This window comes from Paenibacillus sp. GYB003 (assembly GCF_036577625.1).
Lineage (GTDB): Bacteria > Bacillota > Bacilli > Paenibacillales > NBRC-103111 > Paenibacillus_AB.
Genome location: NZ_JARBDC010000002.1, coordinates 72754 through 94650, shown reverse-complemented (window position 1 = coordinate 94650; position 21897 = coordinate 72754). Strand labels below are relative to the sequence as shown.

At 61.5% G+C, this 21897-nt stretch carries 24 protein-coding genes and 1 pseudogene; 16 read left to right on the top strand and 9 right to left on the bottom strand.

Features of this window, described 5'->3' with window-relative positions:
- On the top strand, positions 1 to 1164 hold a 1164-nt coding region (locus tag PV407_RS02565; protein ID WP_332088299.1), incomplete at its 5' end, for an ATP-dependent helicase C-terminal domain-containing protein.
- A gap of 30 nt (positions 1165 to 1194) precedes the next feature.
- Here PV407_RS02565 and PV407_RS02560 read toward each other — a convergent pair.
- Positions 1195 to 1785 (bottom strand): hypothetical protein, encoded by a 591-nt coding sequence (locus PV407_RS02560; protein ID WP_332088298.1) that lies wholly within the window; start codon positions 1783 to 1785, stop codon positions 1195 to 1197.
- Positions 1786 to 2063: 278 nt separating this feature from the next.
- Here PV407_RS02560 and PV407_RS02555 point away from each other — a divergent pair, with 278 nt between their 5' ends.
- From PV407_RS02555 to PV407_RS02510, 10 genes are all read left to right on the top strand, one after another.
- The gene (locus PV407_RS02555; RefSeq protein ID WP_332088297.1) at positions 2064 to 2438 is read left to right on the top strand and encodes a hypothetical protein; all 375 of its coding nucleotides are present in this window, start codon (positions 2064 to 2066) and stop codon (positions 2436 to 2438) included.
- Between the two features lie 34 nt (positions 2439 to 2472).
- A complete protein-coding gene (murI, locus tag PV407_RS02550) occupies positions 2473 to 3276 on the top strand; it encodes a glutamate racemase (RefSeq protein ID WP_332088296.1) in 804 nt (267 codons plus the stop codon).
- Between the two features lie 129 nt (positions 3277 to 3405).
- Complete coding sequence (locus PV407_RS02545) at positions 3406 to 5298, top strand: heparinase II/III domain-containing protein (RefSeq protein ID WP_332088295.1); 1893 nt, start codon at positions 3406 to 3408, stop codon at positions 5296 to 5298.
- A gap of 925 nt (positions 5299 to 6223) precedes the next feature.
- A complete protein-coding gene (locus PV407_RS02540; protein ID WP_332088294.1) occupies positions 6224 to 7060 on the top strand; it encodes a class I fructose-bisphosphate aldolase in 837 nt (278 codons plus the stop codon).
- Positions 7061 to 7065: 5 nt separating this feature from the next.
- Positions 7066 to 8256, top strand: a complete 1191-nt coding sequence (locus tag PV407_RS02535) for a Gfo/Idh/MocA family protein (protein ID WP_332088293.1) — start codon at positions 7066 to 7068, stop codon at positions 8254 to 8256.
- Positions 8225 to 9463, top strand: a complete 1239-nt coding sequence (locus PV407_RS02530) for a carbohydrate kinase family protein (RefSeq protein ID WP_332088292.1) — start codon at positions 8225 to 8227, stop codon at positions 9461 to 9463. Before PV407_RS02535 ends, PV407_RS02530 begins: the two co-directional genes overlap by 32 nt.
- A gap of 79 nt (positions 9464 to 9542) precedes the next feature.
- Positions 9543 to 10289, top strand: coding sequence for a DeoR/GlpR family DNA-binding transcription regulator (locus tag PV407_RS02525; RefSeq protein WP_332088291.1), 747 nt, complete (start codon positions 9543 to 9545; stop codon positions 10287 to 10289).
- 343 nt (positions 10290 to 10632) lie between these two features.
- On the top strand, positions 10633 to 12591 hold the full coding sequence (locus tag PV407_RS02520) for an ATP-dependent DNA helicase (RefSeq protein ID WP_332088290.1): 1959 nt from the start codon (positions 10633 to 10635) through the stop codon (positions 12589 to 12591).
- A 73-nt stretch (positions 12592 to 12664) separates the two neighbouring features.
- Entirely contained in the window at positions 12665 to 13351 is a 687-nt protein-coding gene (locus PV407_RS02515; protein WP_332088289.1) for an HAD family hydrolase, read from the top strand.
- A gap of 216 nt (positions 13352 to 13567) precedes the next feature.
- Positions 13568 to 14080, top strand: a complete 513-nt coding sequence (locus PV407_RS02510) for a hypothetical protein (RefSeq protein ID WP_332088288.1) — start codon at positions 13568 to 13570, stop codon at positions 14078 to 14080.
- A 101-nt stretch (positions 14081 to 14181) separates the two neighbouring features.
- Here the strand turns inward: PV407_RS02510 and gluQRS are convergent, their stop codons facing one another.
- Positions 14182 to 15153, bottom strand: a complete 972-nt coding sequence (gene gluQRS / locus PV407_RS02505) for a tRNA glutamyl-Q(34) synthetase GluQRS (protein ID WP_332088287.1) — start codon at positions 15151 to 15153, stop codon at positions 14182 to 14184.
- A gap of 144 nt (positions 15154 to 15297) precedes the next feature.
- Here gluQRS and PV407_RS02500 point away from each other — a divergent pair, with 144 nt between their 5' ends.
- Positions 15298 to 16056: an endonuclease/exonuclease/phosphatase family protein gene (locus tag PV407_RS02500; RefSeq protein ID WP_332088286.1), complete on the top strand. Its 759-nt coding sequence runs from the start codon at positions 15298 to 15300 to the stop codon at positions 16054 to 16056.
- 77 nt (positions 16057 to 16133) lie between these two features.
- Here the strand turns inward: PV407_RS02500 and PV407_RS02495 are convergent.
- Positions 16134 to 16493: pseudogene (locus tag PV407_RS02495) on the bottom strand (C40 family peptidase); the annotation flags it as partial.
- Between the two features lie 521 nt (positions 16494 to 17014).
- Here PV407_RS02495 and PV407_RS02490 point away from each other — a divergent pair.
- Together PV407_RS02490 and PV407_RS02485 are read left to right on the top strand one after the other, a co-directional pair.
- Positions 17015 to 17749, top strand: a complete 735-nt coding sequence (locus PV407_RS02490) for a phosphatase PAP2 family protein (protein ID WP_332088285.1) — start codon at positions 17015 to 17017, stop codon at positions 17747 to 17749.
- 35 nt (positions 17750 to 17784) lie between these two features.
- On the top strand, positions 17785 to 18213 hold the full coding sequence (locus tag PV407_RS02485; protein WP_332088284.1) for a cell wall hydrolase: 429 nt from the start codon (positions 17785 to 17787) through the stop codon (positions 18211 to 18213).
- Positions 18214 to 18258: 45 nt separating this feature from the next.
- Here the strand turns inward: PV407_RS02485 and PV407_RS02480 are convergent, their stop codons facing one another.
- From PV407_RS02480 to PV407_RS02460, 5 genes are read right to left on the bottom strand one after another with little or no spacing between them, the layout of a single operon-like run.
- Positions 18259 to 18636 (bottom strand): spore germination protein GerPE, encoded by a 378-nt coding sequence (locus tag PV407_RS02480; RefSeq protein WP_332088283.1) that lies wholly within the window; start codon positions 18634 to 18636, stop codon positions 18259 to 18261.
- 9 nt (positions 18637 to 18645) lie between these two features.
- Positions 18646 to 18825 carry a spore gernimation protein GerPD gene (locus PV407_RS02475; RefSeq protein WP_332088282.1) on the bottom strand — a complete coding sequence of 60 codons (180 nt, stop codon included), beginning with the start codon at positions 18823 to 18825 and terminating at the stop codon, positions 18646 to 18648.
- Positions 18822 to 19427 (bottom strand): spore germination protein GerPC, encoded by a 606-nt coding sequence (gene gerPC / locus PV407_RS02470; protein WP_332088281.1) that lies wholly within the window; start codon positions 19425 to 19427, stop codon positions 18822 to 18824. Before gerPC ends, PV407_RS02475 begins: the two co-directional genes overlap by 4 nt.
- A 49-nt stretch (positions 19428 to 19476) precedes the next feature.
- The gene (locus PV407_RS02465; RefSeq protein WP_332088280.1) at positions 19477 to 19683 is read right to left on the bottom strand and encodes a spore germination protein GerPB; all 207 of its coding nucleotides are present in this window, start codon (positions 19681 to 19683) and stop codon (positions 19477 to 19479) included.
- Between the two features lie 3 nt (positions 19684 to 19686).
- Positions 19687 to 19923, bottom strand: coding sequence for a spore germination protein (locus PV407_RS02460; protein ID WP_332088279.1), 237 nt, complete (start codon positions 19921 to 19923; stop codon positions 19687 to 19689).
- A 129-nt stretch (positions 19924 to 20052) separates the two neighbouring features.
- Between PV407_RS02460 and PV407_RS02455 the strand changes: the two genes are divergently transcribed.
- Complete coding sequence (locus PV407_RS02455) at positions 20053 to 20514, top strand: Hsp20/alpha crystallin family protein (RefSeq protein WP_332088278.1); 462 nt, start codon at positions 20053 to 20055, stop codon at positions 20512 to 20514.
- Positions 20515 to 20610: 96 nt separating this feature from the next.
- Here PV407_RS02455 and PV407_RS02450 read toward each other — a convergent pair whose 3' ends face one another.
- Positions 20611 to 20835, bottom strand: coding sequence for a spore germination protein (locus PV407_RS02450; RefSeq protein ID WP_332088277.1), 225 nt, complete (start codon positions 20833 to 20835; stop codon positions 20611 to 20613).
- Between the two features lie 198 nt (positions 20836 to 21033).
- Here PV407_RS02450 and PV407_RS02445 point away from each other — a divergent pair, with 198 nt between their 5' ends.
- Entirely contained in the window at positions 21034 to 21645 is a 612-nt protein-coding gene (locus PV407_RS02445; RefSeq protein WP_332088276.1) for a LysM peptidoglycan-binding domain-containing protein, read from the top strand.
- Positions 21646 to 21897: the final 252 nt, after the last annotated feature.

Sequence of the window (21897 nt, the reverse complement as noted above, 5' to 3'; positions counted from 1 at the left end):
GCCTCCGGCCCGCACGCCGCCGATTTGCGCCCGCGGCTGGATGCGGTCGGCCGAATGCGGCCCGGTCGCGGCGGCAGCGGGCGCGCGGCGGACGACGAGCGGGCGGATCGCGCTGCGGCGGCGCGCATATGGGCCGAAGCCGATCGCATCCGCCGGCTGCTCGGCATCGAAGGCGGGGGCGCGGTCGACAGCGATTCGTGCGGGCTGCTGCTCGCTATGGCGTTTCCGGACCGGATCGCCCAAAGGCGGGAGGACGGCCGGTATTTGCTCAGCGGCGGCCGGGGCGCGGCCTTCTCCCAGCCGCAGACGATATCCGAAGCGGCGTATTTGGTCGCCGCCGAGCTCGACGACGCCGGCACGGACAGCCGGATCAAGCTGGCGGCGCCGGTCCGGCTGAAGGAGCTCGAGACGGCGATGGCGGAGACGATCGAAGAGCGGTCGGTCGTGGAGTGGGACGATGCGGCGGGGGCCGTGCGCGCCCGCAGGAGAAAGCGGCTCGGCGCGATCGTGCTCGGCGACGTGCCCGAGCCGAAGCCGGATGCGAGCGCGATCTCCCGCGCGCTGCTCGCCGGCGTCCGCTCCGCCGGAATCGGCATGCTGCCGTGGACGGACGCCGCCCGGCGGCTGCAGAAGCGCGTCCTGTTCATGCGCATGCACGAGCCGGAAGCGGAGCCGGAATGGCCGGACTTGTCCGACGAGGCGCTTTCGGCGTCGATGGAACGGTGGCTGCTCCCGTTCGTCCAAGGGATGCGGAGCCGCGGCGATCTGCAGAAGCTGCCGCTCGCGTCCGCTCTCGACTCGCTGCTGACGTGGGAGCAGAAGCGCAGACTGGACGAGGAGGCGCCCTCGCACATCGTCGTTCCGAGCGGCTCGCGCATTCCGGTCGATTACGGCGATCCGGCCGCTCCGTCGCTTGCCGTCAAGCTGCAGGAGCTGTTCGGCATGACGCGGACGCCGCTCGCCTGCAACGGGCGCGTGCCGATCACGATGCATTTGCTGTCGCCGGCGATGAGGCCCGTGCAAGTAACGCGCGATTTGGCCAGCTTTTGGCGCCATACGTATTTCGAAGTGAAAAAAGATTTGAAGGGACGCTATCCGAAACATTATTGGCCCGACGATCCGCTGACCGCTGCGCCGACGAACCGGGCCAAGCCGAGAACGTGACGCGCACCGCGCCGCATCGATGGCGGCGCGTTATACCGTCGCAAGCCGGAGCTCGTCGCGGCTTGCTGCGATCCGGCTTCGCAGCGGCTCATAATCCCGCAAATAGCCCGAATAAACGAGCTTCGCGCGAGCGGATCTCCCCAAGTCGCCCGGCGTCGTGAACTCCGGGCATTTGGCGGTGAGCGATACGCCGCCCGCCTGGAACATCGCCGTCACGAACTGCGAGCAAAAATAGGCGTTGCGGCGGTTGATTTTGATTCGAAGCGCGACGCCGAGCAAGCCGATGGCGTTGTATTTATAGTCGGTTTCGTTCCGCCCCATGTCGGCGACCGTTTGGCGGATCCGTTCGTACGCCGCCTTGCCGACCTCGCATTCGTACACGGCGCACGTCGTCCCGCGACGTTCGTCGATAAAGAGCGGGCCCAGCATGTTTTCTTTGACGAAGCCGCCGCGAAACGGGTTGGACTCGCATTTTCTGCCGAAGCTGTACACGTCGCTCAGCTCTTCGTCGAACGCGAGCGACGCATGGTTGTACGGCTCTTTCGTATACGCTTTGATCATCCTGGTAAACCAGGTCCCCGTGTCGGTCAAAACGATATACAGCTTTTTCTTTTCTTTCATTGCTCCTTCACACCTCTGCGAACTTTGTTACATTCATTGTATCGGGGAGCGGCGCGGACCAAAACGGACCCGTGGCGGGACCGATATCTGGACTCTGGTAGGGGAAAATGCCGGACGCGGGTCGCTTCCGCCGAAAATGGGGGAACACGGACGCGCGATTCGTGCTATGATAGAATCAACTTGACGGCTTCAGACGAAGGAGAAAACAGCCGAGTTGCCGGCGGCACGATGCGAATCGTCCGGCGGGCGGCAATACGAACGACCGGGCGGTGACAAGCTTGAACGAATCGATTAAACGGATCGCCATGGAACGCGCGTTGTCGAGAGACCGGCAGGCGGATCGCGACTGGAGCGCCGAAATGAAGCTTCTGGAGACGCGCGTTCGCGACCTGCGGCGCGCCGCGGCGACGAATCCGGGCCGGCCGGACGCGGAACGCCGCGATGGCGACGCCGCGGGGCAAGCTCCGAATCCCGGAGCGGGCAAGTCGCTGCTGGAAAGCTTGGCGTACGCGCAGACGGTCCAGATCAAGCAGGACCGTCCGAAGCGGAACGGTCGGAGGTCGTGGCGGCCGGAAGCGTTCGAGCCGACGCTCGGCGCCGACTTGATGCCGGACGGAGGCTCGCTGCCGAGACGCGGCCGCGGCGACGGATAACCGGTCGACACCTAGACTAAAGCGAGGAACGGGTATGAAAATCGTCTTTTTCGATTCGGGCGTCGGGGGACTGACGGTGCTGCAGGAAGCGTGCCGCAGGCTCCCCGCCGAATCGTACGTCTACTATGCCGATACGCTCAACGTGCCTTACGGCGTACATAGCAAAGAAGAAGTGTACGGCTTCGTCACGGCTTGCATCGACGACATTTTGCGCAACCATGAAGTGAAGGCGATCGTCATCGCCTGCAACACGGCGACGAGCGCGGCCGTCGACGATTTGCGCAGCCGGTATTCGTTCCCGATCATCGGCATGGAGCCGGCCGTCAAGCCGGCGCTCGAGTCGGTGCGCGAATCGGGAAGGCGCGTGCTCGTCACGGCGACGCCGCTTACGCTCAAGGAGCATAAATTTCAGACGCTGCTCGGCCGGCTGGAATCGCCGGGCCAGGTCGACACGCTCGGCCTGCCGGGTCTCGTCGCGTTCGCCGAGCGGGGAATGCTGGACGGTCCGGAGGTGATCGCCTACTTGCGCGAGCAGTTCGCGCCGTTCGAGCTGGAGCGTTACGGCGCGATCGTGCTCGGCTGCACGCATTTCGTTTTTTTTCGCGATGCGATTCGGCAAGTCGTGCCGCGTCACATCGTTTTAACGGACGGCAACGCCGGGACGGTCAATCAGCTGATCCGGCTGCTGGATCCGAAGCGGGCCGAACGCTCGGGATCGGCCGAGCCGGCCGGCGATGCCGCCGATATCGTTTTCATGTCCTCGAAAGGAACGGAGGACGAAAGACGCAGGCTGGCGGACAGCTTCGAAGCGTGGCGGCGGCAAGCCGCCGACGCTTGACGCCCGATCGCAAACCAGCCGTTCGATTTCCATGCGGTTTCTTCCTTGAACAGCCTACGATCCGCACCCATTCTCGCATTCGCTTTGCGAATACACGGCATGCTATGCCGATAAAGGAGATGACGATCGTTGTTCAGTCCAATGATTCATCCGCAAAACGCCTCCGGGCTGCTGCTCCCGCGAGATCGCTTCAAGCCGTTTCCGGTTTTCGCGGATCGCGACGCCTGGCGTTCGCTGCCGGCGGACATCGCCGCCAAATGGATCGGCTGGGCCGAGGAAAGGCTCGACTGCGCGTGGCCGGCGCTTCCGGCCGTCCGTTATATGGACTTCGCCCGAAACGGCAACCGTTCCCGCTACGAGGAGCTGTATTTCCGGCGACGGAGGGCGCTGCTGGAGCTGGTCGTCGGGGAGTGCATCGAAGGCGAGGGCCGGTTTACGGACCAGATCGTCAACGGAATTTGGTGCTTGTGCGAAGAGTCGTATTGGGTCATCCCGGCCCATATGCACTTATCGAAGCGAAACGCCGGCTCCGCGCTGCCGGACGTGACGGAGCACGTCATCGATCTGTTCGCCGCGGAAACCGGCGGCCTGCTGGCATGGATCGTCTACGCGATGAACGAACCGCTGCGCGAGCAAAGCGATATGCTCGTCAAGCGGGTCCGCCACGAGCTGCGGCGCCGCATGTTCGAACCGTATTTGGAACGCGACGATTTTTGGTGGATGGGGTACGGTAGCAAAAAGGTGAACAATTGGAATCCGTGGATCCATTCCAACTGCCTGGCCGCCTTTCTGCTCGTCGAGGAAGACGAGGCCGTCCGCGGGCGCGCGGTCGCCAAAGCGGCGGAAAGCCTCGACTTCTTCGTGCGCGCCTGCCCACCGGACGGCTGCTGCGACGAAGGGCCGGGCTACTGGGGGCGAGCGGGCGCTTCGCTGTTCGACTGCTTGGAGCTGCTATACTTGGCGTCGGACGGCAAACTGAACTTTTACGATCGACCGCTTGTGCGGGAAATCGGCAAATACATATACCGGGCGCATATCGACGGCAACTATTTCGTCAATTTCGCGGACGGCAACGCGCGGCTCGCCATTGCCGCCGATTTGGTGTACCGGTACGGGAAACGGATCGGGGACGAGCGCATGGTCCGGCTGGGCGCCTATTCGTTTCGGCGGAACGGAGTGACCCGCGATTCGATGGCCTCGCCGATGCGCGTACTGGCCGAGCTGTTCGACAGCGAGGCGCTGCTGGCGGAGCCGGCCGACGCGCCGTACGAGCGGGACGTCTGGCTGGCGGATACGCAGGTGTTCGTCGCCCGCGAGAGGGCGGGAAGCGCGGCCGGGCTGTACGTGGCGGCGAAAGGCGGACATAACGGCGAAAGCCACAACCATAACGACGTCGGCCATTTCATCGTCTATTACAACGGCCGGCCGTTTCTGATCGACGCCGGCGTGGAAAGCTATACGAGCAAAACGTTCAGCTCGCGGCGGTACGAAATATGGACGATGCAGTCCGACTATCACAGCGTTCCGACCGTCTGCGGCATGCAGCAGCGGGCCGGGGAGTCGTACCGGGCGACGGAGGCGGAGTACGAGTCGACCGACGCGGAGGCGGCGGTGTCGATGAATTTGGCGACGGCGTACCCGGCCGAAGCCGGAATCGCCCACTGGCGGCGCACCGTCCGCCTGCTGCGGCCCGTCGGCGGGGAAGCCGCGGCGGAGGTAATCGATTCGTTCCGGCTGGCGGCCGCAAGCAGGGAGATCGTATTCAACCTGTTGACGCTGCAGAAGCCCGAGCCGGAGCGGGAAGGCGTCGTCGCGCTCGAAAACGAGCGCGGCGAGAAGCTGACGCTGCGCTACGACGGCAATCGATTGCAGGCGGACGTGGAGCGCGTGCCGATAACGGATTCGAAGATGGTCCCGGTTTGGGGCGATTCGATTTACAGGCTGAAGCTGAAGGCGAAGGCGCCGATGGCCGAAGGGACATGTACGGTGCGCATTGAAGCGGCGTCTTCGGCAGCGCGGTAACGATACGGGGAAAACGAACGAAACCGGCGGTTCCAACAACGCCGGTTTTTTTTTGAACATTTCCATCTCGTTTCCCGTGCCGCCGCCGTTTCGGCGTGCAAAAAGGTTCGGTTTGCGCCGAAATGGGTCGTCTGTTCTGATAAAGCACCAAAGCAAAGTACGTTTTTCCGTACCGGAGACGGTGCCGCGTCCGTTCCCAGTGGTCCGATGCAGGGGACCTCACTTTCTTTCGTTTCTCTGCGGAAGCGAGGCACATCGTACATGGTATCCGCAACAGGGCGGATCCGGATTGACGGCCAACGAACCTGACCATGCTTATCGGGGGAAAAACGATCGTTTTTCAAGGCTAACGAATCCGAATATCGTTTTCGAGCCGAAAAGGGAAAAAAACGATCCGATTCGCGGCTAATAACGGTATTAAAGTTCGTTCCAATTTCAAACCGCCTCCTTCGGCTCCGATAACGATCGCCCGGTTCGTTAGCCGTATATCCGAAAAACGGAAGAAGCGAACGGAATCGAAATCAGCCCGCAAGAGCTCAAAGGGAACGCGGGAAGGCGAAACGTTTAAGGCCGCGCTTGAAGGCGCATTTCGGCAATATGATCGAATCAAGACAACGCGACTTCACCGGCCGTTGGAGCCTGGTCCCCGTTCGGTCCCCTTCAAGCGGATCTGTTTGCGCGCCAAAGCACCGTCCGAACGTTAGCAGCACCATTCGCAACTATTTCGGAAATGCAACAAGCTCATAGACTTATATTCCGGCATGAATCATGATGACGCCCCGCCGATTCCGGCTTTGTTCGCCCATTGGGCCGCCGTAGTTTTTTTAACGTATTCGTATAGACAAATGGCATGTTTGAATGTAACATAATAAATGTTATAAACGAACATTCATCGTATCGACGCAGCGATAGCGGGAGGTTTCTTATGTCCATTATGCCCAGAATGAACCGTCTGTTCGGCGAAGACGGCAAATGCTTCGACGTGGCGATCGACCACGGCTTTTTCAACGAGCTGTCGTTTTTGAGCGGCATCGAAAACATGAAGAAGGCGATCGAAACGATCGTCGCCGCGGGCCCGGACGCGATCCAGCTCAGTCCGGGGCAGGCCGGCCTGCTGCAAAGCATGCCGGGCAAACGCAAGCCGTCGCTCGTCCTTCGTACCGACGTGGCGAACGTGTACGGCAGGACGCTGCCGAGCCATCTGTTCAGCCAGCTCGTCGACCGTCCGGTCGAGCAGGCGGTCGCGCTCGACGCGGCGTGCGTCGTCGTCAATTTGCTGCTGCTTCCGAATCAGCCGGAGCTGTACCACGAATGCGTGAAAAACGTATGCCGGCTGAAGCCCGAATGCGAACGGTACGGCATGCCGCTTATGGTCGAACCGCTCGTCATGCAGCCGAACGATACGCACGGCGGCTATATGGTCGACGGCGATATCGCGAAAATCGTGCCGCTCGTCCGCCAGGCGGTCGAGCTCGGCGCGGACATTATCAAAGCCGATCCGTGCGACGATTTGGACGAATACCATAAAGTCGTCGAGGCCGCTTCCGGAAAGCCGGTTCTGCCGCGCGGCGGCGGGCGGGCGCCGGACGACGTCATCCTGTCGCGCACATTCCGGCTGATGGAGCAAGGCGCATCCGGCATCGTGTACGGGCGGAACGTCATTCAGCACGCGCGCCCGGACCGGATGACGCGGGCGTTCATGGCGATCGTCCACGACGGCGCGACCGACCGGGAAGCGCTCGCGCTGCTCGAAGGAGCGTGACCGTCATGACGAAGAAGACGATCCGATTCGGCGTTATCGGGTGCGGCCTCATGGGCAAAGAGTTCGCTAGCGCCGCCGCGCGGTGGTGCCATTTGGCCGACGTCGACTTCGAGCCGCGGATCACCGCGGTGTGCGACGCCAATCCGGCGGCGACCGAATGGTTCGCGCGGCGCGTGCCTTCCGTCGTCAGGACGACGACCGATTACCGCGAGCTGCTGGCCGATCCGGCTATCGACGCCGTCTACTGCGCCGTGCCGCATCATTTGCACGCCGACCTGTACGCGGACATCATTCGCGCCGGGAAGCATCTGCTCGGGGAAAAGCCGTTCGGCATCGACATGGAGGCGAACGACCGCATCATGGCCACGATGGCGGAACGGCCCGACGTGCTCGTCCGCTGCTCGTCGGAATTTCCGTTTTTCCCGGGCGCCTACCGGATCGGCCGCTGGGTGCGGGAAGGCCGGTTCGGCCGCATTATCGAAGTCGAGGCCGGCTTTTGGCACAGCAGCGATCTCGATCCGCTCAAGCCGATCAACTGGAAGCGGCGCATCGCGACGAACGGCGAATACGGGTGCATGGGCGATTTGGGCATGCATGTGCTCCACTTGCCGCTCCGTTTCGGCTGGCGGCCGAACAGCGTGCGGGCGCTGCTGCAAAAGACGGTTTCCGAGCGGCCGGACGGCAAGGGCGGAACGGCGCCGTGCGAGACGTGGGACAACGCGATACTGGCATGCGACGTCGTGCAGCCGGAGCAGCGGTTCCCGATGGTACTGTCGATGAAGCGGATCGCGCCGGGCCATGCCAATACATGGTTTATCCGCATCGTCGGCACCGAGCTGTCGGCCGAATATTCCACGAAAAATCCGAAGCAGCTGCTGTCGATGCCGTACCGGCCGGGCGGCGAGCAGGCTTGGCATGCGCTCGACGTTCCGTACGAATCGGCGTACGACGCGATTACGGGACCGATTTTCGAATTCGGCTTCTCGGATTCGATCCTGCAAATGTGGGCGGCGTTTTGCGACGAGCTGACGAGCCGCGGCGCGATGCGCCAGCCGCTCTATTGCGCCACGCCGGAGGAAGCGGCGGACAGCCACCGGCTGTTTACGGCGGCGCTCGAATCGGACCGCACCGGACGGACGGTGCCGGTCGGCGGGGGGGATTCGCTTGAAGCGGCCGCGCAAGGCAAAGGCGTCTGAGCGTCCCGAACGGGCCGCTCGGACGGAACGGCAGGCGGACGTCATCGTCGCCGGACATATTTGTCTCGATATGATTCCCGACATGGGCGCGGTCAAGCTGTCATCGCTCGGAGTGCCCGGGGCGCTCGTCAACGTCGGCGGCATGGTGCTGGCGACGGGAGGAACCGTGGCCAACTCGGGCCTGGCGCTGCACCGGCTCGGCGTCGCGGTGAAATTGATGGGCAAAGTCGGCGACGATCCGCTCGGCCGGATCATCGTGGAAGCGCTTCGAATGCACGGACCGGACGTTGCGGACGGCATGATCGTCGGCCGCGGCGAGCAAAGCTCGTACAGCGTCGTCCTCAGCCCGCGGGGGGCGGACCGCGTTTTCCTCCATTGTCCGGGCACGAACGATACGTTTGCGGCGGACGACGTCGCGTCGGACTCGCTCGGCGGAGCGAAGCTGTTTCATTTCGGCTATCCGCCGCTGATGAAGCGAATGTACGAGAACGGCGGGAGCGAGCTGGCGAAGCTGCTGGCCAAGGCGAAGGCGAAAGGGCTGACCGTATCGCTCGACATGTCGCGCCCCGATCCGGACTCGCCCGCGGGCAAGGTCGATTGGCGCGGCGTGCTGCGGAACGCCCTGCCGCACGTCGATCTGTTTTTGCCCAGCTGGGAGGAAACCTTGTTCATGCTCGACGCGGGCGGCGGCGACAAGGCCGCAGGCGAAGGGCCGAGCGGCGAACGGCTGGCGGAGCTGTCCGGACGGCTGCTCGAGATGGGCGCGGCCGTCGTCGGCATCAAAATCGGCGAGGAAGGACTGTACGTCCGCACGACGGCGAATCGCGAACGGATGCGGGCGTCCGGGGCTTGCGCGCCGGGCGAGACGGACGACTGGACGGCCCGGGAGCTGCTCGCGCCTTGCTTCGCGACGGAAGCCGTCGGTACGACCGGGGCGGGCGATTCGACGATCGCCGGCTTTTTATGCGGACTGCTGCACGGCTTGCCGCTCGAGCGAACGATGACCGCGGCCGTCGGCGTCGGCGCGTGCAGCGTGGAAGCGCTCGATGCGACGAGCGGCGTTCGCTCCTGGACGGATACGCTTCGGCGGATCGATGCGGGCTGGGGCAGGCGCACGCCGGCCGTGCCGCTGTCCGGCTGGACCCGATCCGGGGACGGCGGGATGTGGATCGGCCCGTATGACAAGTCGCGGACGAATTCGCTATAATAGAGGGCGAAACGAAAACGAAGATCCGTGGGGAGCGCGGATCGGCCTACGGAGTGAGCAGACGGGAATGCGCCTTAATTTGAACGAAAGGCAAAACGACATTTGGAGCGAAATTCAGCGCGACGGCGAAGTGAAAATAAGCGAGCTGAAAGAGCGTTACGCGGTTACGGACATGACGATTCGCCGCGATCTCGAGAAGCTGGAGGCGCTCGGCCTCGTCCGCCGCACGTTCGGAGGGGCGATACCGGTCACGCTCGACGTATCGCTCAAGGAACGCGACACCGTCCATACGGACGAAAAGGCGCGCATCGGCAAGGCCGCCGCCGCCCTCGTCGGACCGAACGAGGCCGTCTTCATCGACGGCGGCACGACGACGCTGCAGGTGGCGAAGCATCTCGCCCCGGACAGCTCCGTCACCGTCGTCACGAACGCGCTCAACGTGGCGGCCGTTCTGCTGGACAAAGGCGTCCATACGATCGTCGCCGGCGGAACGCTGCTCGAAAAAACCGGCTCGATGATCGGTCCGATCGCGGTCGCCACGCTCGGCTCGATGGCGTTCGACCATATTTTTCTCGGGGCGACCGGCATTACGGCCGAGCACGGCTTCAGCAATTCCAATTCGTTCGAAGCCGAGCTGAAGCGGCATGCGATCAAGCGCGCCGCCCGGGTCGCGATCGTCGCCGACGCGAGCAAGTTCGGCGAACGGTACCTGCATTCGTTCGCCGCCTTGAGCGAAGCGCACGTCGTCGTCACCGACCGGGAGCCGCCGAGTCCGATCGCGGAAGCGGCCGAAGCCGCCGGTTTGCAAATTCGGATCGCCCCTTGACGGGGGCCGACAAGAAAAGACAAGAGTCGACGCGCGCGTCCGGCTCTTGTCTTTCGTATCTTCTACTCCTGCCGGGCCAACTGGAATCGAACGAGCGGGAAGAGCGGGAATCGACCGTTGTCGGGCGGGAGCCCTCGTTCCCGCCGTACGGACGTACCGGCGCCCTGGTGCGGGGTTTCGCTTCTCCCCGGTTTAAAAACGACAGAAACGCGAACCATAAGGTCCGCGTTCTTTCTTGTTTGATTATACCACAAAATGGTAAAAATATCAAGTCTGGAAGCGCGGCCGTTTTCGTAGTAGACTGTTCAAGTTGATCGAAACGCGAAGGAGGACGTCTTAGTCCGTGAAAAAAGTTCCGTTCGAATACGATCCGTCGCAGCCCTTCATGAAGCAGGCCGGCGCATGGATCGCCGACGTGTTCTACGAGCATTTGCCGGAGCACGGCTTCGAGGTGCGCGACGAGCAAATTTATATGGCGTTTCAGGTGGAAAAGGCGTTTCAGGAGAAACGTCCCATTTTCGCGGAAGCGGGAGTCGGCACGGGGAAAACGCTCGTCTACTTGCTCTATTCGATCTGCTACGCCCGATATACGGGCAAGCCGGTCGTTATCGCCTGCGCCAACGAATCGCTGATCGAGCAGCTCGTCAAGCCGGAAGGGGATATCGCCAAGCTGTCCCGCTGCTTGAACCTCGACGTGGATGCGCGGCTCGGCAAATCGCCCGACCAATACGTATGCTTGCTCAAGCTCGACGAAGCCCGGTTCGCGGACGGCGATGCGGAACGGTACGAGCGCATTTACCGGGAGCTGCCGGCGTTCGTCCGTACCCGCGAGGCGCTGCAGTCGTTTCACGCGTACGGCGACCGGAAGCAGTACCCGCAGCTGACGGACGAGCAGTGGAGCAAAATGAACTGGGACCGGTTCCGCGACTGCTTCGTTTGCGACAAGAGACACCGCTGCGGCATGACGCTGTCGCGCGACGCTTACCGGAGGGCGGCCGACTTGATCGTCTGCTCGCACGACTTTTATATGGAACACGTCTGGACGTACGAATCGCGGAAACGGGAAGGCCAGTTGCCGCTTCTTCCCGACCATGGCGCGGTCGTGTTCGACGAAGGGCATCTGCTCGAATTCGCCGCCCAAAAGGCGCTCGCCTACAAGCTGAAGCATTCGGCGTTCGAGGAACAGATCACCCGGTTGCTGAACGGCGCGATTCGCGAATCGCTCGCCGTGCGGATCGAAGAGGCGATCGCGCAGAGCGAGTCGCTGTTCGCGGCGCTGAACCGCTTGAGCCGGCCGATACCGGGCTCGGACCGGATGAGCGTCGAGCAGGGCGAGGAGCTGCATGCGGAAATTCGCCGGTTCCGGTCGATGCTCGCCTCGATCGAAGAGGAGCTGGCGCTCGAAAGCGGACTGTATACGCTGAACGACTATCATCTGCGCATCGTCGAAGAGCATTTGGATATGATGCAAAAAGCGCTCGCCCTGTTTGACGGCGAAAAGACGCTCATCAGCTGGACCGAGCGCGACCCCGGGAACGGCGAGCCGCTGCTCGCGATTATGCCGAGAACGGTCAAGGACGTCATGCGGGAGCGGGTGTTTTCCGCGAAAAAGCCGTACGTCTTTTCGTCGGCGACGTTTTCGGTGGACGGCTCGTTCCGGTTTATGGCCGACAGCCTCGGCATCGACGATTACTTGTCTTTCGCCGTCGAGTCCCCGTACGATTACGAACGGCAAATGAAGGTGGTCGCGCCGAAGCCGTCGGAGGACGACGCACGGTCGTCCAAAACGGACATCGCCGCCCGGTGGCTGCAGCGGTCGGGCGGAAGGGCCTTGCTCCTGTTCCCGGACGAGACGCAGCTGCGCCAGTTCAAGCGGGACATCGTCCGGTATCCCGAAGTGGCGGACATCGAATTCCGGTTCGAGGGCGACGGCGAAATCAGCCATTTGATCGAACGTTTTCAGCGCGAGGAACGCAGCGTGCTCGCCGCGGTCAACTTGTGGGAAGGGCTTGACGTTCCCGGTCCGTCGTTGTCCAACGTCATCGTCTGGTCGCTGCCGTTTCCTCCGCACGACCCGGTCATGATGGCCAAACGGCAGGACGCCGCATCCCCGTACGACGACGTCGAGCTGCCGTTTATGCTCCTTCGTCTCCGGCAGGGAATGGGACGGCTGATCCGCAGCCGCGAAGACAGCGGTGCGGTCGTACTGCTGGACGAGCGGCTTCACGAGCGGCCGGATTTGCGGGCGCGCGTATCCGCGCTGCTGCCGCGAGGCGTCGTCCTGACCGATTCGTGCGTCTGATCGCGATAACTACCTGTTGCTCCCGCCCTCCGCCGTTTGGCATAATGGAATTGTCATATTCAGGAGGTGTTCCGTGTCCGACAAACAGGCGGTCTTTTTCGATTTGTTCGAAACGCTCATATCCGAATACGAGGGAGGCGTCCGCAAAGTGGAGCGCGCGAATCGCGTCGACGCGGCGCGGCTCGGTTTGGCGCACGACGTGTACCGGCGGGAATGGGGGGCGCGCAGCCGGCGGCGCATGACGGGCGAATTCGCGGATTATTTTGCGGCGATGAAAGATTTGCTGGACGGACAAAACGTCGCCGTGCCGGACGACGTCTTGCGGCAAATGTACGAGGAACGGGTGAACGAGAAAAAGGCGGCCTTTCGCGGCGTCGATCCGGAGCTGCTCGAGCTGCTGCGGCGGCTGAAAACCAATGGGCTGAAGCTCGGCCTGATCAGCAATTGCACCGAAGAGGAGGTGCGCGGCTGGGCCGACAGCGGGCTCCCCGCCTTTTTCGACGACGTCGTCTTTTCCTACGAGGTCGGCTTGGCCAAGCCCGATCCGGCCATCTACAAGCTGGCTTGCGACCGTCTCGGCGTAACGGCGGAAGCGAGCGTCTTCGTCGGCGACGGCGGCTCGGACGAATTGAACGGGGCGGACCGCGCGGGAATGACGGCGTACCATGCCGTATGGCACCTTCCTCCCGAGATGAGGGACCGGCACGGCGGATATCCGAAGCTGGAACGGCCGCTGCAGTTGCTGCCGATCGTCACGTAAGGCTGCCGACGTATCGTTTTACCGGATTCGGCCGTTATTTTTTCGAATAACGGTCTTTTTTTGCTCTCCGTGGGAAAATATGGTGACATCGCCCCCCGGAACGTGTAGACTAATACGTAAAACACCGATACGAAGCGGATCGAAAAATCGTCTGCCGCCGGTTTGGAAACGCTTTAATGCGTCTGCCGGACGGGCCGCGAACAAACGGGAGGTCGTATGGAAACGTTGGTCGGATTATGGTCCGCAAGCGCGGCGCGAGGCGCGGGAACGGGAACGGGGATGGGGACGGAAGATGCGGATGCCGTCGAAGACGCGGCGGTCGTATTTTTGGCGGACGGCGCCGGTTGGATCGAATATTCGTACCGGACGCTGCTGGAGCTGGAAACGTTTCGCTGGAAGCTGGACGCCGCCGGCAAGCTTCAGCTTCACGGCGTCACCTCGTACGCCAAGCACGGGGAAGAGCGTCCGTCGGACGTTCGGCTGCGCGACGTCGGGTTCGCGATCGCCCGCGAAAAGCTGCCGCTCGGACAAGCCGTCGATGTCGTCACGTTTTCCCGCCCGCTGTGGGGAAACGAAATCCGTTTCGGACTCGTCCGCACGGACGTCGCCCGGGAGCAGCTCCCGCAATTCGACGAACGCGGCCGGAGGGAACGGGCCTCGTACGGGACGGTTCGAAGCTCGTTCGCCGGCGGACTGCCCGGGTATGCCGGCTCGCAGGAAGGCGCTTGATTCGGACGCGGCGGCTTACGCTGCCGATTGTCAAGCGGCCGGCGGCGAATAAGCGAAGCGATCCTCCGGCAGGCACTCGGGCCGCCATCCATGCGGGCGCCTCAAGGAGCGAGCTCCCGGAGCGCCCGGTCCGTAACGGCAACCGGTTCCGGGGGCACTTTGGCGATGTCGAAGCCGGGGACGAGCTCCCATGCCGATACCGGCTCCGGCTGCGCGATCAGACCGCTCCAATAGGCGAGCCAGCCGACGACTTTTTCCGGCTGCACGCCTGCCGCGCGCATCGACGCGACCATGATCGCGTCGTCCCTTTTGGCGAGCCGCCGGCCGTCCGGCCCGAGAAGCAGCGGCACGTGGCCGAATCGCGGGACCGGCAACCCGAGCGCTTCGTACAGCGCGATTTGCCGGGGCGTCGAATCGAGCAGGTCGGCCCCGCGCACGACGTCGGTAATCCCCATCGCCGCATCGTCCGCCACGACCGCCAGCTGGTAGCCGTATATGCCGTCGGCGCGCTTCACGACAAAATCGCCCCCGGTGCCCGCCGGGGCGTTTTGCCGTCCCGCCGCCATATCGTCGAACGCGATCGCCCGATCCGGCATCGCGAACCGGAGCGACGGCGTTTTGACGGCCGCGCGGGCGGCGCGCTCCGCGGGAGCGAGGCGCCGGCACGTGCCCGGGTAAGCCGGGCCTTCGGCGTCGAGTCCGTGCGGGGCGCTGGCGATCGCCGCCAGCTCGGCCCGGCTGCAGTAACACGGATACAGCAGCCCGCTTTGCTCGAGCCGCTGCAGCGTTTGCTCGTACAGGCTCTCCCGCTTGCTTTGCTCGTACGGGCCATGCGGGCCGCCGACGTCCGGTCCCTCGTCCCAATCGAGCCCGAGCCAGCGCAAATCGGCGACGATTTGCTCCGCGAACTCGGGCCGGGAACGAGGCTTGTCGATATCCTCCATGCGCAGCACGAACCGTCCGCCTGCGGCGCGCGTATGCAGCCAGGCGATCAGCGCGGTGCGGGCGTTGCCGATATGTAGCCTGCCCGACGGAGTCGGAGCGAAACGTCCGCGTCTAGTCGTCATTCGCATCACCTCGATATGCCCAAAATCGTACCATAGCGGGAGTAAATGTCGCAACCGATCGAGCCGACAGGAAGGAAAACGGGGGCAGCGGCTGGAATAGTAGAGTGACGGAGCAACGGGAGACCGCTCGACCGACAGAGGAGGACAGCGATGAACAGCGCAGTCGTTATGAGCTTCAACGTGCATTACGGAGTGGGGTCGGACGAACAATACAATATAGAACGAACAGCCGATGCGATTCGCTCGGCGGGCGCCGATATCGTCGGACTGCAGGAAGTCGACGCGCATTGGGGCGAGCGAAGCCGGCACGAGCATATGGCGGAGAAGCTCGCGGAGCTGCTCGGCATGAACGTTTTTTTCGCGCCGATCTACGAGCTTCCGCCGGCGGCCGGGGGACGGCTCGCGCGTCGGTTCGGCGTAGCGGTCTTAACCCGCCACCCGATCGTGCGCGCCGTTAACCATCCGCTGACCCGGCTTTCGACGCAGGAGAAGGAAGCGCGGCCCGCGCCGATGCCCGGTTTCGCCGAAGTGCAGCTGGACGTGCGGGGGACGCCTCTTACCGTTTATGTCGTTCATCTGGACTATCGGGCCGATCCGACCGTTCGCGCGGTCCAAATCGAAGAGCTGCTGGCGATCGTAGGGGAAGACCGGTACGGCAAGCTGCTTATGGGCGATTTCAATGCGGGGCCCGACGCGCCGGAGCTGCGGCCGCTGTTTGCCGCGTTTCGCGACGCTTGGGATGAAGCGAAAGGAAACGGCTTTACGTTTCCGGCGGCGCAGCCGCGCATAAAAATCGACTATATCTTGATCGGGGAAGGAATGGAAGTCGTCGATTCGTCCGTACCGGACAGTTCGGCTTCCGACCATCGTCCGGTCGTCGCCAGGCTGGCGCTTTTGCCCAACGAATAAGGTCCGGTCCGGCAAGCTTCCGAAAACCGAAAAGCCCGGAAGCGGGGCTTCCGGGCCTTTTTGCCGATTCGACTTACTTATTCGATGACGCGGCGCGCGGACGTATAATGCTCGTCCCACCAGCCGGAGTTCAGATCGTTGATCGTTACGCCGGGCTTGCCGTACGTATGCAAAATTTTACCGTCGCCGATATAGATGGCCACATGGTGAACCGGGGAGTAGAAAAAGACGAGGTCTCCGGGCTTCAGCTCGCTGCGCGGCACGTACGTGCCGACCTTCGACTGCTCCTTGGACGAACGCGGCAGCGAGATGCCGGCCTGCTCGAACAAATATTGGGTAAAGGACGAGCAGTCGAACGAGCTCGTTTTGCCGGATTTGGCGCCGAATTCGTAACGGGTGCCCATGAACGTTTTGCCTTTCGCGATAATGTCGCCGGCCGTGTTCGACGTCGTGCCGGATTCGGCCCCGGACTCCGTCCCGGCTTCGGTTCCGGAGCCGGAATTCGAGCCCTCATTCTGCGGTTTATTGTCGGACCCCGCGTCCGATCCCGAACCGGAGCCTCCGTTCCGATCCGGATTCGCCTCATTCCCGCCGTTCCATGGCAAGTTCCAATCCGCCGGGAAAGCGTTCCAAATGTCGTTCCAACTGCCGGAATAACCGTAATCCGTATCGTAAGCCGAAGCCGGCGCCGCTTGGGCCGACTGCGAACCGAAAGTTACGCTCCCTGTGAGAAAGAGGGCAAAGCTCAAGCCGACCGTCATGGAGATCCGTCCGAAACGTTTCTGAACCGAAGTCATTTCAAGTTTTCCTCCTTGTCGCAAAGTTGTCTGTATGGCTTGTACTAACCATACCATAATCAAAATCGGCATTTATTGCCGCCGTTTCGGCAAACCGTTGCGTCATCGCCGTTTCGGCGCTATTATGAGAATTTGATTAGAATTTTGCGTTGAATGCGGACTTGACAGACGTACAAACCGTGCGGGCACGGCTCCGCGCGAACGTTCGGCGAAGGAGGCGATCGTCCATTCAACTCGATAGGCTGTTCAAACGGTTTACGCGCGCGCTTGCCTTCAGCATCGTTTGCGCCGCGGCTTTCGGCTGTATCGCGCTGCTGATCGGCATTCAAGCGATCGCGGCGTTCGATTCGGCCGTCATCGGCGCCGTGCAGGGACTCGAAGCCGCCCCGTTGACGGCGGTCATGAACGCGTTTACTCAGATCGGAGCGGGCCCGGCCGTAGCCGTCATAACGGTAGCGGTCGGCGCGTTTTTGTACAAGGCGCTCGGCCATCGCAAAGAACTGCTGCTGCTCGCCGTCTCGGTAGGCGGCTCGGCACTGCTCAACGCGCTGCTCAAGCTGGCGTTCAGGCGGGATCGGCCGACGCTGCACCGCATCGGCGAAGCGACCGGCTACAGCTTTCCGAGCGGCCATTCGATGACCGCTTTTTGCTTGTACGGCACGCTCGCGTATTTGCTATGGAACCACATTCCCGGGACGGCGGGGCGGACGGTGCTCGTCGCGTCGAGCGCGCTTTTTATTTTGGCGATCGGGATCAGCCGCATCTATTTGGGCGTGCATTACCCGAGCGACGTCATCGGCGGCTACTTGGCGAGCGGCTGCTGGCTGCTCGGCTTGATTTGGGCGTATTCGGGCTTCGGCCGGCGATCGGCAGTCACCTCTTTGGGCGATCGGTAATATCGTATTGTATCCGATGAACCAGGGGTGAAACGATGGCTGTCGTCAAAGCGAGGGAAAGCGATATTGATTTGCTGGCAAGATTGCTTCGGGCGGAAGCGGAAGGGGAAGGCGAGCAGGGCATGCTGCTCGTCGGAAACGTCGGAATCAACCGGATTCGCGCCAATTGCTCCGATTTCAAAGGGATCCGCACGATTCCGCAAATGATCTACCAGGAGCATGCGTTCGAGGCTGTCCAGCACGGGTACTTCTACCAGAGAGCGAGAGAACGGGAAAAGCGGCTGGCACGCAGATCGGTGAACGGGGAACGGTTATGGCCGGGGAAGTTCAGCCTGTGGTATTTCCGTCCGGAAGGCGATTGTCCGCCTACCTGGTACAATCAGCCGCTCGTCGGCCGTTGGAAGCTTCACTGCTTTTACGAGCCGCGATCCGGCGAATGCGACAATATTTACAATACGTTTTAAAAAGCGGGAAACAAAAAAAGCTTGAGCGATCAAGCTTTTTTCGTTTTAGCCGGACGTACCCGGCCGAAATTGGAGCTGTCGAATATGTTTGACCCGGTTATCGGCGCGGATGCGATCGTTGCTTCCGACTTGCAGTATCGCCGAAGACGAAAGCGAAATAATGTCGACATGGCGTACGTTGATAAACGGGTCGACGTTCGTAAAGCGGGTATCGACGCCGACGTTCGGGGAAGGAAGCGGAATCGGCCGCGAGAAAATGGGGAACGCTGAAAACGATCCTTCGTTTCCGCTATATACGCTTATTTGCCGCTGAACGGCCAACGCCTTGCCCGACGGCTTCAATTCCACGCAATCGCCGACGAAACAGATGGAACCGAGGCCGACCTCGCGGATATGGATATATTCGACGGCCGAAATTCGCATCGCCGTCTCTTACCTTACGGCCGCAAGCGGGACGAGCGGACCGATAATGAGCGATTCCGGCGGCGTATCGAAGATGGAGGACAACGTGATTTGGTTCGTATCGCCGATCAAGACGACGGAGGAGCTCGCTACCCCCGTGATGCGGATCAAGCCGACGCACAGCTGTTTGTTTTCCACCTGGACATTCATGCATCGCGACCTCCTTCCGAGCTTTTTTGCCGCAAATGGGCGTCGATCGCCGTCCTGATATCCGATTTGATTTTATCGACGATCGCCGAATGCAGAGGCGTTCCGTCGACGTCTTCGCCTTGCCCCGTCAACGTGCGAGCATAGTGCGCGATCCGGTCGTCCAGCTGGTTTTTCATATCGTGGATCATAAAGTCGACATACTGCTTGCCGAGTACGATCCGGTAGTCGTTTTCCTTCTCGGCGATCAGCCGGGGCCCTTCCTCGTCCAAAAAACGGTCCAGCTCCCCGCGAACGGCCGATCTGAGCCGCGTATCCTGCATCTCCGTCATTTGCATGGCGTCCCCGTTTATCGAAAAGTCCTCGATCGATTTGCCCGTATCCGGCGAAACGCCGATATGAAGCGTACCGTCCAGCCTTTCGATTTTCAGCTGGTCGAATTTGTATTCAATTCGTTCCACCGTCATGGCGCGCTGCTTTTTGAGCGTTTCGATTTCCTGCTGCAGCTGTCCGATTTTCGTTTCAAGCTCCTGCAGCTTTCGCGATTGTCCGAGCAAATAGTTGTTCAACTGCTGGAAGTAGGAAGGAGGCGGCAGCGGGTACATGCGGATTCCCCTTTCTCCCCGGTTCGTCGGTGTCTTGCCGCGGCGAACGTCACGTAGGGGCCGGCAGCGGAACCAACGTCTCTTCTCCGAGCGCCGCGGCGGCGGCCGGAGCCGGTGCGGTAAAACCGCCGGTGTTGTATAAATTGGATAATCCTTTAATCATCCCGGCGCTGCCGATTTGCAGCACCGAAGAGTTGGTAACCGAATCGACCCGCAGCTGATGGATGACGATGCTTTGGTGAACGATCAAATTCATGCGTTATACGACACCTGCCCCGTTTGCCGACAGCGCGTTTGCGTCGGCGATATCGCCGTCGTACGTAATCGTTCCGTTCACTCCGTTGTACGTTCGAATCGAATCGCCCGTATTGAACGATCCCGCACCGGCGAACGTTTTGGACGCGCTTTGGGGAGCGAGCTGGATGGAATCGCCGATATGCACGATCGAGCTTGGGCCTACACTGACGATTTTAATGCCCCCGACGATGGCCGGCATCTCGCCCACATCCTTACCGTTTGTCGTTATTTCATTGTATGTGGCCGGTTTGGCGGGTATGAATGCAAAGCCTTTCGTTCATGCGGCGGGCGGCGGCGGCATATACTGGTTCCGACGGGGAGTGGTGGCATGGACGAACAGCGAAAAGATATGTTTGCGAACTTCGACTGGAAAAGCTTCGAGCAGTTTTTCGGCGGCAAGTTTCCGCTCGGCGCGGATTTGAACCGCGATACGGCGTGGGTCGACCGCGTCGTCAAAGACGTCATGTCGAAAGCGCTGCCGCACCCGATCGACGTCGGCTTGCTCGGCAAACATTTTCAAACCGAAGTGTTCGAAACGCATAACAACGTTATCGTCAAAATCCATATTCCGGATCAAGAGACGGCCCGCCGGATTCGTCCCTATATCGGCTTCAATCTGCTGAAGCTGGAAGGGGCGGCGGACGACAAAACCCAGACCGTCAAGCTGACGTCGCCGATCGTTCCGGAAAGCTGCAAAGCGGTTTACAAAAACGGAGTGCTGCAGCTGCATATGAGAAAAATGAAAAGAAAAGAGCCGCTGCGCGAAGTGCACGTCCGGTTTCTCGACTGAAGGCGCGCGAAAAAAGGACCTCGAATGCTCCAGCCGGGCATTGGGGGTCCTTTTCGTTCACCGAGATGAACCTGCGGTTCCGGCCGGCGCCTGCCGCTACAACACTCTGGACGCCGCCGCCGACGAATCGACGAGGTCGGGATCGGACGTAATCGTGAAGCTGAGCAGCGAGATCGCCTGCGAAAAATCGCCCGTATTGCCCCCGCCGGAGCCGGAATACGTTTTGGACGAGCTGTTCGGCGCTATTTGCAGCACGTCGCCGAACGTAACGTTGCCTTCCGCGCCGGTTATTTTGATCGGCGCCAATATGATCGATGGCATTCGGCCTTACCTCCTCCAAGTCGTGAAATCGCCCGGTCCCCTATCTATATGCGCCCGGATCGCGGAACATGCAATGGGCATCCGACGCCGAAACCGGACGGAGGCAAGCCCAATTTTTGCCGAAACCGTGAACCGAAATGGGCGGCCGTCATACGATATACAGTCAAAAGCACCCTACTAAAGTCGGAGGTCATGATGATGGAACGTGCGTTCGGCTTCGGCCCCTTCTTCAATCCGTTCTTTTTTCCCCGCCGGTTCGTCCCGTTTTTTTTCTTTTCGCCGTTTTTCTTTTCGCCGTTCTTGTTCCCGTTTCGGGATGAAAACGAGCAGCGCGACCTGTTTTACACGCATGCTTGCAGGGAAGGAGACACGATGGAGAAGCTGGCCGGCATGTACAACGTGCCGATTCCGGTGCTGGAGGCGGTCAATCCGCACCTTCAGTCGCCGGCCGCGCTGACGCCGGGAGCTTGCGTCTACGTGCCGCGGATGGATAAACTGTACTGCCAAAAAATGTACATGGAGCAGGAGCATGCCGTTTCGCCGGCTTACGGCCAGTCCCCGCAGGCTGCGCCTTACTTCGCGAAGCCGGAAGGTGCCGATTATCCGCCATACGGTTACCCGGCCATGCAGCCGGCGTCGCAGGCGGGGTACGGTTACCCGGCTATGCAGCCGATGTCGCAGGCGGACTACGGGTATCCGGGTATGCCGCCGGGGTCCTTTGCGGACTACGGGTATCCCGGTACGCAGCCGGCGACGGTTTCGGGCTACGGTTCCCCGGGCCAGCCGAATCAGCCGTATCCGGGTCTTTGATGCGAATGTCGGGTTCGCATCCTGCGTATGAAAAGCCCCCTTTCGACAACGAAAGGGGGCTTTGCTCATATATTTATATTGTATTTTGTAAGTAATCGTGATATAATGCCGGATAGTATTCTTGTAACATTTTCTTTAATCAGATTTACATTACCATATTATTGCCGTTTTGTCAATCGAACAATGACGAAACTTATAGGTAAAACGCGGACTTTTCGTTTTTTTACGTTTCCAGGGAGGATGGAGCCGGTT